We start from the raw sequence: 12,401 nt of genomic DNA on the forward strand, positions 1-12,401 counted from the left end.
TACAATGTCGCTTTTGCAAGCTGGAGTCTGTTATGAAGCAAGATATTGTCGTGATCGCCAACGGTGCCCCTTACGGCAGCGAATCCCTGTTCAATGCCCTGCGACTGGCCATCGCCCTGAATGAACAGGGTGGCGCCACATTGAAACTGTTTCTGATGTCGGATGCGGTGAGCGCAGCCCTGGCGGGTCAGACCCCGGCCGAGGGGTACAATCTGCGCCAGATGCTGGAGATCCTGCTGGCCCAGGGGGTGACCATACGGCTGTGCAAGACCTGTACAGATGCGCGCGGCATCACGGCGCTGCCGCTCATCAAAGGGATCGAGGTGGGCACCCTGCCGATGCTGGCCCAGTGGACGCTCGCCGCTGATAAGGTCCTTACTTTCTAATGCTCTGTTTTTAATTACTTTTTATCCTCTATCGACTCATAGTCCATACCATGACCCTCATAGTTTGGGGGTCATTAAGGCCCCTTCTCATTCAACTGACTACAATATCAGTTGCCATCACAGCTTTATCCGCACCGCATTACCCGCCGGACGACGGCGTCGCCATGGACAGAGGACAACAATGAATCCAACCGAACAGACCCTGCTCGAACAGATGCGCATCACCGAATTCGAAATTGCCCATCGCAAAGCGCTGTTGCTGTTCACCGAACGGGATGCCAACCTGCTCGGCAGCTATCACGGCAATATAGAACCCCGTATCGATACCCTGGTGGATCAGTTCTACCAGCAACAGACCGCCATCACCGAGATTGCCCTGCTGATCGGCGACGCCGATACCCTGACTCGGCTGCGCACGGCCCAGCGCCGCTACATCCTCGACCTGTTCAGCGGCCTCTACGATCTCGAGTACGTCAACAACCGGCTGCGGATCGGACTGGTACACAAGCGGATCGGGGTGGAACCCAAGCTCTACCTTGCCGCCATCAACACCCTCAAGGCGCTGCTCATTGAAGACATCTTCGACCAGATAAGCGAAGAGGCGGATCGCGTCGCCATGCTGACCGCTCTTGACAAGTTGTTTCTGTTCGACATCACCCTGGTATTCGAGACCTATATCCGCAGCCTGGTATCGGAGATCGAATCCTCCAAGGAGAAATCGGACAACTACGCCAGACTGCTGGAGGAGAAGGTGCGCGAGCGTACCCAGCAGCTGGAGGAGCTCAATCGCACCGATGCCTTGACCGGATTGCTCAATGTGCGCCATCTGCAGGAGCGTTTGCTACTGACCCTGCGCACCTGCCAGCGCCGGGCCGAGCCCGTGGCCATCGCCTATCTCGACATAGACAACTTCAAGCAAATCAATGACACGGAGGGGCACCAGCGGGGGGACGAGATCCTGCGGGTCGTGGGCAACTGCATTCGCAAGGTCTCTCGTACCGAAGACAGCTGTTTTCGCTATGGCGGGGACGAATTCTGCCTGATCCTGCCCAACTGCAGCGAATCACAGGCCCGCGACATCTACCTCAAACGGCTCACCAAGACTCTCAAGGAACAGTTGGAAGACATCACCCTCAGCATCGGCATAGTGCAAACAGGCCCAGAGCGCTACGACGATGGCCTGAGCCTCATCCGCCTTGCCGACGAACGCATGTATGCTGCCAAGAAGGCGCTCAAGGAGGTCACCCCGGGCAACACCCACTGATCTCTTAGCCCTGCTCCAGCACGGGGGACGACGGCCTGCGCCCCTGCAACCTGGCTCCCCATTCATAGAGCATGAAGGTCACGACACAGAGCAGGGTCATCAGCAGGTAGAGCCATTGCCCGCTCCACCGCTCGATGATCCAGCCCCCCAGCAAGGCCCCCGCCGCACCGCCCAACCCCGCCAGGGCACTGGCCCCGAAGTAGCTGCCCTTGAGGTGGCCGGGCGCCATTTGATCGATCAGCACGTTGAGCAGCGGAAACAGGATGGTTTCACCGAGACTGAGCAGCAGCACGGCCGCAAACCAGTGGCTGCGCACCAGGGGATCCCCCATGGCAAACAACAGCTGGGCCGCAAGAAACAGGGCCATGCCGATATGCAACCGAACCCGCACTGGCCAGCGCGAGAGCAGCCGCAGCAGCGGGAACTGCAGCACCACCACGGTCAAGGCATTGGTGGTCACCAGCAGGGCCACCAGCTCCGCCACCTCGGGCATGCCGGCACGGGTGAGATACTGCACCAGTGGCGAGTGAAACTGGGAGTAGACGAGCACCATCAGGAGGTTGGCCATCACCAGCAGCAAAAAGGCCCGATCCGCCAACAAGACCCTGATGGCATCGCGCAGACCCGGACCACCGGTGCTACGTTTGCCGGTGGTGGCCACCTGACGAAAGCCCCAGACAAAGGCCAGCCCCAGCAGCAGATAACTGAGCGACAGCACCACGAAGGTCTCCTGCTGGGCGTTGATGCCGAGAGTCACCCCCAGGAGCGGCCCCAGTGCCGCCCCCAGGTTGAGCAGGAAGTAGCGCAGATGCAGCGCCAGTTCCCGCGCCTTGGCCGAGGCCAGACTGTCGGCCATCAGCGCCTTGCCGGGGGCATCGATGAGCCCTGATGCCAGACCACTGCCCATCACCCCGACACCGAGCCAGAAGACGGCGTGGGAGAAGCCGAGCAACCCGAAGCAGCTCATCGCTACCAGACAACCCGCCAGCAGTATGCTGCGACGCCCGAAGCGATCAGAGAGCCAGCCACCGTAGAAGCTGACCAGGGTGGAGAGCGCCATCGAGCCCCCCAGCAGCAAACCTATCAGGGTGGCCGACAGCGCGTAGTCCCGATAGAACAGGATGGAGAGAAACGGCCACACCATGTAGTAGCTGGTGCGTACCATGAAGGTGCCCAAGATGACGATCCAGACCAGAGGGGAAAATTGCCTGAAGGGGCTCCATTGCATGGCCTATGCTCCCTGCCCCACGGGGGCAACGATGAAGAGAGGAAAGCGTTCAGTTGTAGCAAGGGGATTCAATGGAGGCAACTTCATTCCCAGCTTTCCCTCAATAAAAAGAGAGGCCAGCCGGATCTCTCCGACTGGCCTGCTGGTTGGCCCGCGTGTCCGCCCCTCAGACGCACACGCAAAGCACCCGAGCTAGCGCCAGGGACTCTGCTGCCAGAGGCGGCCGAGGCCCGCTTCCAGCGCCTGCGCGCCTTGCTGACCCAGTTTCTGGGTCAGGCTCTTGGGCTTGCGATAGCGAATGCCCACCACCTTGTGGTGACCGGCCTGCGCCAGCAGATAGTCATCGCTGGTGCAGAGGGAATCCACCAATCCCAGCCCCTTGGCCTGGCTCGCCAGCCAGTGCTCGCCCGTGGTGACCTTGTCGATCTCGAGCGCGGGTCTATGCTCGGCCACAAACGCCTTGAAGCGCTCGTGGATGGCGGCCAGCTCCTCGCGAAACTTCTCGCGCCCCAGATCGTCATTCTCACCAAACATGGTGATGGTGCGCTTGTATTGACCCGCAGTGTGCATCTCGAATTCGATATCGTGCTTTTTCAGCAGCTTGTTGAAGTTCGGCATCTGGGCGATCACCCCGATGGAACCGACGATGGCAAAGGGAGCAGCCAGGATCTGATCCGCCACGCAAGCCATCATGTAGCCGCCACTCGCTGCCACCTTGTCGATGGCCACGGTGAGCTTGATGCCCTTGTCGCGCAGACGCTGCAACTGGGAGGCCGCAAGGCCATACCCGTGCACCACGCCGCCACCGGATTCGAGTCGCAGCAACACCTCGTCACCGGGCTGGGCCACGCCAATCACGGCGCTCACCTCTTCACGCAGGGAGGCGACCTCCTTGGCATCCATGCTGCCATGGAAATCGAGCACAAACAGACGGCTACGCTCATCGCCAGCCTTGGCGCGCTGCTTCTGCTCCTCTTTCTGCTGCTTCTCCAGCAACTTGCGCTCCGCCTTGCCAGCCAGGGCACTCTTGAGCTGAAAACGCCCCCGCTCGAGCTCGGCGGAGAGATCGGTCACCTCCAGCTCCCCTTTGCGCGCCTTGGGCTGACGGCTGGCAACGATCATCAGGATGATGGCACCGATGGCCAGCAAGAAGGTCACTGTCTTGGCCAGAAACAGGCCGTATTCGGTCAAAAATGTCACTATGGACTCCAGAAGGGATCGGTTTTGTCACATTCTAGGGAGTTTGCGGGAGCGGCGCAAAAACTCTGGGCCAGCGCGTCAAAAAACCAACTTGACCAACACAACCTCTCTATTTTCTTCACATTTTTCTTGTCATCGACTGGCCAAACAGGCGCCCGGATCAGTACACTTGCCCCCGATTGCCATGCACTTATGCCCAGAATTTGTTAACAGGAGTTGTCATGCTCGATTATCAGGCACCCCGCGATCTGCTCAAGGACAGGGTCATTCTGGTCACCGGTGCCGGAGACGGGATCGGCCGCGAGGCGGCCCTCACCTACGCCGCTCACGGCGCCACCGTGATCCTGCTCGGCCGCACCAGCGCCAAGCTCGAGGCCGTGTATGACCAGATTGAAGCCGCCGGTTATCCCCTGCCCGCCATCGTTCCGGTGGATCTGAAAGGGGCCACCGCCGCCCACTATCGCGGCATGGCCGAGACCTTTGCCCAGCAGTTTGGTCGCCTCGATGGCGTGTTGTTCAACGCCGGCCTGCTGGGAACCCTGTCACCGTTCGAACACATCCAGGAGAAGGAGTGGGACGAGGTGATGCAGGTCAACGTCAAATCCGAATTCCTGCTGACCCAGGCGCTGCTGCCCCTCATTCGCCAGACCGCCAAGGAGCACGGCGATGCCTCCATCGTCTACACCTCCTCCAGCGTGGGGCGCAAGGGACGAGCCTACTGGGGCACCTACGCCATCTCCAAGTTTGCCGTCGAGGGCATGATGGAAGTGCTGGCGGACGAGCTGGAGAACACCACGGTGCGGGTCAACAGCCTCAACCCGGGCGGCACCCGCACCAGGATGCGAGCCAGCGCCTTCCCGGCGGAAGATCCGCAGACCCTCAAGACCCCGGCCGACCTGATGCCGCTCTATCTTTACCTGATGGGGCCGGACAGCCGTGGTCAAACCGGCCAGACCTTCGTGGCCCAACCCAAATAAATCAATACAATATCCGGAGCCATACTTGTTGTAGGGGTTAAATTCCATAGGGGGTCACGGCCCCCTGTGTGATTTCCCCGGCAACTCCATCCCAACCAGGTTGAACTATGTTTCGTCCCAAAAGCACCTTTGAGCAATGGCGGATCTTTCAGGCAGTGGTCGATTGTGGTGGTTACGCCCAGGCCGCAGAAGCCCTGAACAAGAGCCAGTCCTCCCTCAACCATGCAGTCGCCAAGCTGCAACAGAGTCTGGGGGTGCCCTTGCTGGAGGTGCGCGGGCGCAAGGCAGTGCTGACCGCGGCGGGGGAGATCTTCCTCAAGCGTGCCCGCCAGCTGAGCCAGCAGGTGGAGGAGCTGGAGAACCTGGCCAATAACCTGGAGCGCCAGTGGGAGCCGCAGATCAACCTCTACGTCTCGGCGCTGCAGCCAAGGGAGCGGCTCTACCGGGCACTGGCCCACTTCTACCCCCGCAGCCGCGGCTGCCGCGTCAACCTGCATGAGCGTATTCACTGTCACTTCAATGCGTTGCAACCCGGCGATCTGATGATTTCAGAGCACCTGCCCGGCGATCGCACCGGTCTGCTGCTCGATGAGATCTGCCTGCTACCTCTGTGCGCCGCCCATCACCCCCTGGCCACGCTGCCACAACCACTGGGCAACGATGCCCTGACCGGTCATAACCGGATCAGCCTGCATCCGCCCATTCACCGCTCGGTGGACTGGAACGATGCAGACGATACCGGCTGGAATGCGACCCACTACCACGAGGTGATCGCCATGCTGCACCAGGGATTGGGCTATGCCTGGCTGCCGCGCCATCTGGTGGAACGCGAACTAAGCGAAGGATCCCTGGTACAGCTGGATCTGGAAAATGGCGGCGAGCGCCATCTCTACACCTATCTGTTGACCCTCTCTCCCGACTCCCTGGGCCCCGCCACCGAGTTGCTGCTGCGCTGCCTGCGCAGTGAATACCAGAGCGACGCCCGGCAAGAGGGCTGAACCCTCAGACCTCGGGTACCCGCCAGCAGGCGGCGAGCGCCGTCAGCGCCAATCCCAGCGCCACCATGAAGACGGCGTGAAAACCCCACAGCTCCGCCACCGTACCGGCGATGGCCCCCGCCATGATGGAGCCGGTCCGTATGCTGTTGGCAAACAGGGTGGTCGCCACCCCCGCCCGCCCCGGCATCAGATCCTGAAAGTAGGACATCCCGATCCCGGCGACGATCCCGATGAAGATGGCGTTGAACAGCTGCAGCGCGATCAGGGCGTACTGACCGGACAGGGTCACCAGTCCGCCGTAAAAAGCGACGCCAGCCATTACCGCCAGCAGCATCATGGGACGCTTGCCCAGTCGCGTCGTGTAGTAACCCGCCAGCAGCATGAAGGGAATTTCGAGCGCCGCCGCCGTGCCCATCAGGATGCCGGCCAGCTTCTCGTCCAGCCCCAGCTCCCGGGTGATGTAGAGCGGCATGTTGATGAGGTACATGCTGTTGCAGGTCCACATCAGGGTGGAGGCGATGAAGAGTGCGCGCACCGCCGGATCCCGCCAGCTTCTCACCCGCTCCTGGTCACTGCTCGCGGCAGGCAGGGGCAGTGAGGGGAGCCATCGCCACACCACCAGGGCACAGAGCAGATAGGCCAGGGCGGAGGCGAGGTACATCAGTTCAAAGCCATAGCCGATGGCCAGGGCAAAGGCGATGGGCGGCCCTATCACCCAGGCCAGGGAAAACTGGGCCCGCATCACCGAGCTGAACATGTCGGCCCGCTTGTTGCGGCTGTCGGAATACTCCCGCGCCAGGGCAAACAACTGGGGACTGGCGGTGGCGGCCAGACTGGCGAGCAGTACCCCCAGGCTCACCAGCAGCCAGTAGTTGCGGTTCCAGGCAAACAGCAAGGAGAGCGCCACCCCGGCGAAGCAGCAGCGCAGGATCAGCTGCTTGCGATCCCCCCTGTTGTCGGAGCGATGGCCGAGCCACTGGCTGATAAGGATGCCGATCACCGCATTAACGGTGTAGAACGCCCCCACCAGAAACGGGCGCACCTGCACCTCTTCGGCCAGAAACAGGCTCAGGGTCGGCACCTGCAGAGCGACGGCGACCCCGGTCATGAAGGTCACGGCCAGAAACGAGAGGGAAACGGGATCCGGGCGCTTAACCGCCGCTATCGACAAGCTCATAGCATTACCACTGGCTGGAGAATGTAAGGAAGGGATTCACGACTATCGCCGTTCAAAATAACGCCAGTCATCTTATGCCATTATCAACAACCGGCTCAAGGCTTGCCTCCCGCCGCTTGTGCCTTGCGAGCAAGGCCGCGACCCCGTAGAGTGAAAGCCCATCCGGCCAGCACAAGGAGTTCGCATGTTTGATTTTGATCGGGAAATAGACCGCAGTGGCACCATGAGCCTGAAATGGGACAAGTACAAGGGTCAGGACGTGCTGCCCATGTGGGTTGCCGACACCGATTTTTCCGCCCCTCCCGCCGTCATCGAGGCGCTCACCCGGCGCGTCGCCCACGGCATTTTCGGCTATTCACGCCCCTCGCCCCGCCTGATCGAACTCATCATCGAACGTCTGGCAACCCGCTACGGCTGGACCATACAACCAGAGTGGCTGGTGTTCCTGCCCGGCGTAGTGCCGGGACTGAACCTCGCCTGCAAGGCCTGGAGCCAGCATGGCCGTGGCATCATCACCCCCAAGCCGGTCTACTACCCCTTCCTGCAGGCCCCCGGTTTCAATGACCGTCCCCTGCTCACCGTGCCCATGGTGGAAGAGGCGGGCCGCTGGGTACTGGATCTGGAAGAGCTGGAGCGTCAGGCCCCCTCCGCCGATCTGCTACTGCTGTGCAACCCTCACAACCCGGGGGGCTCCGTCTTCACTCGCGAGGAGCTGCTGGCCATTGATGCCATCGCCGCGCGCCACAATCTGGTGATCTGCTCCGATGAGATCCACTGCGACCTGCTGCTGGATAAAAACGCCCGCCACATCCCCTACGGCACCATCAGCCCGGATGCCGCCAAACGCTCGGCCGTGATGATGGCCCCGAGCAAGACCTTCAACATCGCGGGTCTGTGCTGTTCGTTTGCCGTGGTGCCCAATGCCCGTCTGCGCCTCAAGCTGCAGCAGGCAATGCGCGGCATCAGCGCCGACGTGAACCTGCTGGGCTTCGTGGCAGCCGAGGCCGCCTACGAGGGGGGGGAGCAGTGGCTCAGCGAGCAGATCGAGTATCTGGCCGCCAACCTGGCATTGATCGAACAGGCCGTCGCCCGCTGGCCCGGTGTCACCCTGGCGAACCATCAGGCCACCTATCTGGCCTGGCTCGACGTCAGTGGCCTTGGGCTCGATGATCCCATCGCCTTCTTCGAGCAGGCCGGGGTTGGGCTCTCGCCGGGCGCACAGTTTGGCGACGGCCAGTTCGTGCGTCTCAACTTCGGCTGTACCCGTGTCACCCTGACCAGGGCGCTGGCCCGAATGGAAAAAGCGATCCTAAGTCGCGGCAAAGCCTGATACCCCAGCAAGCGGGATGGGCATGGCCCATCCCTTTCATCCCACTCCCCAGTTGACGGTCAACTATGCATTTACGGATCTTGCGTCACCTTCTGCTCCCCCTCTGCGCCCTGCTGCCTGTCACCAGCCAGGCGCTGACCATAGGTACAGGGCCGGTCAATGGCGTCTACTACCCCACCGGAGGCGCCATCTGTCGGGTGCTCAATGCAGACCATGCCCTACGCGGCGATCGCTGCACGGTACAGAGTACCCACGGCTCTCTGGCCAACCTGAAGGCGCTGGAAGAGGGGGATGTGCAGCTGGCGCTGGTGCAGTCCGATATTCTCCACCACGCCTTGCACGGCACCGGGCCTTTCAGCGGACAAGGCGCCAACCACAAACTGCGCAGCCTGTTTCGCCTCTATCAGGAGTCGCTGACCCTGCTGGCCAGCCCCACCAGCGGCATCACCACCCTGGCGGATATCGAAGGAAAGCGGGTCTATCCGGGTGAACCCGGCGCCGGCGAGCCCACTACCAGCCAGGCCCTGATGAACGCCATGGGGTGGCACTCCGGCCAGTTTGCCGCCTATCAGCTCACCCCGGGCCGGGATCCGCTGGAGGGGTTGTGCGATGGCAGTCTGGATGCCGCCTTTATCGTCGCCGGGCACCCCAGCCTGGCGATCGGCGATCTGGCCGGCCGCTGCAAGGTGCGCCTCATCCCCATTGAAGGGGAGCAGATCGATCGCCTGCTCAAGGAGCATCCCTACTACCAGCGCAGCCGCATCGCTGCCAACCTCTATCCGGGGCAGATCACCGCCATCAACAACATCGGCATGAGCGCCGAACTGGTGGCGCTGGCCAGCCTGCCGGATCCCATAGTGCGCACCGTGCGCGACACCCTGCTGGCACGGGTCAAGCAGTTCAGCCGGCTGCACCCGGCCCTCAGTAAGATCACAGTGGAGCGTCTGCAGGCGCAGACCGAGCTGCCCCTCCATGCCGGCATGTCGGATCAGGCGCCCGAGCCCCTGCCGTTGGCCCCTGAACTGCTGATGCCGGATGATTCGCTGCAGGATGCCCCGAAAAGGGATACTCCCGAACCGGCCACCACAGAACCCCCTGCCGACGTAGGCAATGTCGCCAGCGCCGCCGTTGCCACCGAACCCGCCAGCGACACCTCACCAACCCGGGCGACCCCGGACGCGGCAGCACCGAATACCGAGGCTCCGGATACGGTGTCGGCAGCGACGCCGTCAGAGGCCGTCACGCCGGATAACAGGGAACAAGCAACCACCAGCGCGGCGCAAGGGACGACTCCCGCAGATGAATCTGTGCCGGAAGCGGCCGCCGGCGACACGACGCCGTCGCAGCCCTGAAACGGGCAAACCCAACAAAATCAAAGGGGCAGCCGCAGCTGCCCCTTTGATTTATGACGTTCGCATCACTGCGAGGCTTCCCGCGCCAGATAAGGGTTGGGTTTTTGGATCTCCTCCTCCACCCAGACCAGCAACTGCTTGATGGCCCGCGACAGCACCTGATTCTGACGCACCACGTACCCCAGACTGGTACCGGGAAAATCGGTCAGACTGGTGACGGGAGCGGTCAGGTTGAGCCTGGGGTGCAGCGAGAAGTCGGGCACTATGGCCACGCCAAACCCCGCCTCGGCCCAATCCAGCTGGGCATCCACGCTGCCAACTTCCATGATGCGGCAGGGGGGCAACCCCAGCAGCGGCAGGGAGGGGTCGATAAGCGCCCGGGTGCGGGTATCGTGCCCCAGCAGGATCAGGGTCGGCTCGTCGAGGGGATCGCTCTTTCTCTCATCCCCCCCAGCCCCGACCTGCGCCCGCGCCTGCCAACGGGCCAGCCCGTGACCCAGGGCGCACCAGGTCACCTGTTGCAGCTCGGTATAGAAGAGCGGCTCGCTGCGCTTTTGCGCCATCACGAAGCCGAGATCCGCTTTGCCCGCCTTGACCAGCTCCGCCGCCTGATCCGAAGTGGTGTTGAACAGGGTGAGGTCGATGCCGGGAAACTCCCGTTTGAAACGCTGAAACGGCTGGATCAGCAGCAGACGGGAGATGATGTCGCTGGCGGCGATGGCGAGCGTCCCCTGGCTTAACTGATTGAGCGCATTGAGGTCGGACTGGCACAGCTGCAACTCGGCGATGGCACGCTCGGCGCTTTGCAGCAGTCGCTCCCCCGCCTGGGTCAGGCGAAACGGGCTGCGCTCGATGAGTCGTACCCGGGTCGCCTGCTCCAGCCGCTTGATGTGCAGGCTGACGTTGGGCTGGGTCATGTGCAGCTCGGTGGCGGTCTGGCCAAAGTGCTGCAACCGGGCCAGGGTGACAAAGGTTTGCAGCCAGTGAATATCCAGCATGTGGCTCCTCCACTCCCGTCTTGCGGGGTTTTGCACGGCAACAACGGGAGAGGTTGCCGCTACAACGGCCACAATTATATGGTTTTATTATCGAAATTATAAAGATAATTAATTTTTCTAATCCACATCAGACTCCTAGGATGGATGCCTAACGTCTTAGGAGAAAGAGTCATGTCGTCTATCGTAGTCGTAGGTGCCAACTGGGGTGATGAAGGCAAGGGCCGCATCGTGGATTATCTGGCGGGCCAAGCCGGTGCCAGCATTCGCTTCCAGGGCGGCAACAACGCCGGCCACACCGTGGTCAACGATCTTGGCACCTTCAAGCTGCACCAGGTCCCGAGTGGCGTGTTCAACCCGGATTGCCTGGTCGTGCTCGGCCCAGGCATGGTGATCAGCCCCGAGAAGCTCACCGTCGAACTCGACGAAGTGAAAGCCTCCGGCATCACTCCCAAGCTGGCCATCTCTGACCGCGCAACCCTGTGCCTGCCGCTGCACGCACTGGAAGATACCCTGGAAGAGCAGCGTCTGGGTGACGGTGCCTATGGCTCCACCCGTCAGGGCATTGCCCCCGCCTACGGCGATCGCGTCATGAAGAAAGCGATCCTGGTTGGCTGGCTGAAACAGCCGGACGTGCTGGTCGAGCGCATCCAGTTCATGCTGGACTGGAAACTGCCGCAGATGAAGGCCCTCTATCCGGACTTCGAATTTGCCCAGACCGCCCAGGAGATGGCCGACTGGCTGCTGGAAGTCTCCGCCTCCTGGATCGACGCCGTCTGCAACGTCAGCATGCCGCTCAAGGCCCTGCAGGCCGAAGGCAAGACCCTGCTGTTCGAAGCCCAGCTGGGCGCCGGCCGTGACCTCATCTACGGCGAATATCCCTGGGTGACCTCCTCCCACGTTTCCGGCGCCTACGCCGGCATCGGTGGCGGCCTGCCGGGTCTGCGCCCGGAGCGCGTCATCGCCGTGGCCAAGGCATTCAGCTCCTCCGTCGGTACCGGCACCCTGCTGACCGCCATGGAGAACCAGGACGAGTTCCGCAAGATCACCAACGAGTTCGGCGCGACCACCGGCCGTCCCCGTGACGTCGGCTACTTCGACGCCGTGGCCACCAAGAACGGTGTCGAGCTGCAGGCCGCCACCGAAGTGGCCCTGACCAAGCTGGACTGCCTGACCGGTCTGCCGGATCTGAAGATCTGCGTGGCCTACGAAGGTGCCCACACCGAAAACCCGATTTGGCCGCAAACTGCCGCCCTCAAGCCCGTCTACGAGCAGATGGAGAGCTGGAGCGAAGACATCAGCGGCTGCCGCACCTTCGAAGAGCTGCCCAAGGCTGCCCAGCAGTACGTGCTGCGCATCGAAGAGCTGCTCGGCGTACCGGTTCCGATGGTTTCCGTCGGCCCGGGTCGTGACGAGATGATCCTGCGCTAAGTCGCCCGCCCTCTCGGCACATAAAAACCGGCATCTTGGATGCCGGTTTTTTTTATCTCTCTT

11 protein-coding genes are annotated in these 12,401 nt (G+C 62.1%); 7 read left to right on the plus strand and 4 right to left on the minus strand.

The window, feature by feature from the left end; all coding sequences use genetic code 11:
* Nucleotides 1-32 precede the first annotated feature (32 nt).
* Together ACB034_RS13055 and ACB034_RS13060 are read left to right on the plus strand one after the other, a co-directional pair.
* Entirely contained in the window at nt 33-386 is a 354-nt protein-coding gene (locus ACB034_RS13055; RefSeq protein WP_371172993.1) for a DsrE/DsrF/TusD sulfur relay family protein, read from the plus strand.
* 181 nt (nt 387-567) lie between these two features.
* Nucleotides 568-1,650 carry a protoglobin domain-containing protein gene (locus ACB034_RS13060; protein WP_338611909.1) on the plus strand — a complete coding sequence of 361 codons (1,083 nt, stop codon included), beginning with the start codon at nt 568-570 and terminating at the stop codon, nt 1,648-1,650.
* 4 nt (nt 1,651-1,654) lie between these two features.
* On the opposite strand, the gene ACB034_RS13065 is transcribed toward ACB034_RS13060, so the two are convergent.
* Both ACB034_RS13065 and sohB read right to left on the minus strand, forming a co-directional pair.
* Nucleotides 1,655-2,878, minus strand: coding sequence for an MFS transporter (locus ACB034_RS13065; protein WP_371172994.1), 1,224 nt, complete (start codon nt 2,876-2,878; stop codon nt 1,655-1,657).
* Between the two features lie 192 nt (nt 2,879-3,070).
* Nucleotides 3,071-4,078 carry a protease SohB gene (gene sohB, locus ACB034_RS13070; RefSeq protein ID WP_201976888.1) on the minus strand — a complete coding sequence of 336 codons (1,008 nt, stop codon included), beginning with the start codon at nt 4,076-4,078 and terminating at the stop codon, nt 3,071-3,073.
* A 221-nt stretch (nt 4,079-4,299) separates the two neighbouring features.
* On the opposite strand from sohB, the gene ACB034_RS13075 reads away from it, so the two are divergent.
* A complete protein-coding gene (locus ACB034_RS13075; protein WP_124240363.1) occupies nt 4,300-5,055 on the plus strand; it encodes a YciK family oxidoreductase in 756 nt (251 codons plus the stop codon).
* 107 nt (nt 5,056-5,162) lie between these two features.
* Entirely contained in the window at nt 5,163-6,053 is an 891-nt protein-coding gene (locus tag ACB034_RS13080; protein WP_026457839.1) for a LysR family transcriptional regulator, read from the plus strand.
* A gap of 4 nt (nt 6,054-6,057) precedes the next feature.
* Here the strand turns inward: ACB034_RS13080 and ACB034_RS13085 are convergent, their stop codons facing one another.
* The gene (locus ACB034_RS13085) at nt 6,058-7,230 is read right to left on the minus strand and encodes an MFS transporter (RefSeq protein WP_371172995.1); all 1,173 of its coding nucleotides are present in this window, start codon (nt 7,228-7,230) and stop codon (nt 6,058-6,060) included.
* A 184-nt stretch (nt 7,231-7,414) separates the two neighbouring features.
* On the opposite strand from ACB034_RS13085, the gene ACB034_RS13090 reads away from it, so the two are divergent.
* Both ACB034_RS13090 and ACB034_RS13095 read left to right on the plus strand, forming a co-directional pair.
* Complete coding sequence (locus ACB034_RS13090) at nt 7,415-8,560, plus strand: MalY/PatB family protein (RefSeq protein ID WP_371172996.1); 1,146 nt, start codon at nt 7,415-7,417, stop codon at nt 8,558-8,560.
* 65 nt (nt 8,561-8,625) lie between these two features.
* Complete coding sequence (locus tag ACB034_RS13095) at nt 8,626-9,912, plus strand: TAXI family TRAP transporter solute-binding subunit (RefSeq protein WP_371172997.1); 1,287 nt, start codon at nt 8,626-8,628, stop codon at nt 9,910-9,912.
* Nucleotides 9,913-9,977: 65 nt separating this feature from the next.
* Here the strand turns inward: ACB034_RS13095 and ACB034_RS13100 are convergent, their stop codons facing one another.
* Complete coding sequence (locus tag ACB034_RS13100) at nt 9,978-10,910, minus strand: LysR family transcriptional regulator (protein WP_061475593.1); 933 nt, start codon at nt 10,908-10,910, stop codon at nt 9,978-9,980.
* A gap of 171 nt (nt 10,911-11,081) precedes the next feature.
* On the opposite strand from ACB034_RS13100, the gene ACB034_RS13105 reads away from it, so the two are divergent.
* The gene (locus ACB034_RS13105; protein WP_042072231.1) at nt 11,082-12,338 is read left to right on the plus strand and encodes an adenylosuccinate synthetase; all 1,257 of its coding nucleotides are present in this window, start codon (nt 11,082-11,084) and stop codon (nt 12,336-12,338) included.
* Nucleotides 12,339-12,401: the final 63 nt, after the last annotated feature.

The organism is Aeromonas sp. S18(2024) (assembly GCF_041402525.1).
GTDB lineage: Bacteria > Pseudomonadota > Gammaproteobacteria > Enterobacterales > Aeromonadaceae > Aeromonas > Aeromonas enteropelogenes.

What these genes read in the sequence shown, in the direction of transcription:
- ACB034_RS13080 (WP_026457839.1), top strand. Translation starts at nt 5,163, where the DNA reads ATGTTTCGTCCCAAAAGCACCTTTGAGCAATGGCGGATCTTTCAGGCA.
- ACB034_RS13090 (WP_371172996.1), top strand. Translation starts at nt 7,415, where the DNA reads ATGTTTGATTTTGATCGGGAAATAGACCGCAGTGGCACCATGAGCCTG.
- ACB034_RS13060 (WP_338611909.1), top strand. Translation starts at nt 568, where the DNA reads ATGAATCCAACCGAACAGACCCTGCTCGAACAGATGCGCATCACCGAA.
- ACB034_RS13085 (WP_371172995.1), bottom strand. Translation starts at nt 7,230, where the DNA reads ATGAGCTTGTCGATAGCGGCGGTTAAGCGCCCGGATCCCGTTTCCCTC.
- ACB034_RS13065 (WP_371172994.1), bottom strand. Translation starts at nt 2,878, where the DNA reads ATGCAATGGAGCCCCTTCAGGCAATTTTCCCCTCTGGTCTGGATCGTC.
- ACB034_RS13095 (WP_371172997.1), top strand. Translation starts at nt 8,626, where the DNA reads ATGCATTTACGGATCTTGCGTCACCTTCTGCTCCCCCTCTGCGCCCTG.
- ACB034_RS13105 (WP_042072231.1), top strand. Translation starts at nt 11,082, where the DNA reads ATGTCGTCTATCGTAGTCGTAGGTGCCAACTGGGGTGATGAAGGCAAG.
- ACB034_RS13100 (WP_061475593.1), bottom strand. Translation starts at nt 10,910, where the DNA reads ATGCTGGATATTCACTGGCTGCAAACCTTTGTCACCCTGGCCCGGTTG.
- ACB034_RS13075 (WP_124240363.1), top strand. Translation starts at nt 4,300, where the DNA reads ATGCTCGATTATCAGGCACCCCGCGATCTGCTCAAGGACAGGGTCATT.
- ACB034_RS13055 (WP_371172993.1), top strand. Translation starts at nt 33, where the DNA reads ATGAAGCAAGATATTGTCGTGATCGCCAACGGTGCCCCTTACGGCAGC.